This is a genomic window from Streptomyces niphimycinicus, from assembly GCF_018883605.1.
Lineage (GTDB): Bacteria > Actinomycetota > Actinomycetes > Streptomycetales > Streptomycetaceae > Streptomyces > Streptomyces niphimycinicus.
Genome location: NZ_JAHLEM010000247.1, coordinates 1 through 426, shown reverse-complemented (window position 1 = coordinate 426; position 426 = coordinate 1). Strand labels below are relative to the sequence as shown.

Genomic DNA, 426 nt, shown 5'->3' with positions numbered 1-426 from the left:
TTCCGCGCCCGGACGCGCTCGATCAGCGCGCGGCCCGTGGGACGTCCTGACGTGTCGGCGCGCAGCACCAGTGTGTTGATGAAGACGCCGACCAGGTCGTCGAGCGAGGTGTCGGTGCGACCGGCGATCGGGGTGCCGATGGGGATGTCGGTGCCCGCGCCGAGCCGAGTCAGCAGCGCCGCGAGCCCGGCTTGCACCACCATGAACGGGCTCGACTGCGTGTCCCGCGCGAACGCGACCACCTTGTCGTAGAGCGGGGCCGGAATCTCGAACGGGACGCGGTCCCCACGGTAGGAGGCGACGGACGGCCGCGGCCGGTCGTACGGCAGCTCCAACTGGTCCGGGAGGCCCGCCAGCGCGGAGGTCCAGTAGCCGAGCTGCCGCGAGATCTCGCTGTCGGCGTCGGTCTCGTCGCCGAGGACGTCC

The 426-nt window shown here is 72.1% G+C and carries 1 protein-coding gene; it reads right to left on the bottom strand.

The annotated features are described in order from the left end of the window. A partial coding sequence (locus KN815_RS22395) for a condensation domain-containing protein (protein WP_216343722.1) occupies nt 1–426 on the bottom strand: 426 nt, incomplete at both ends.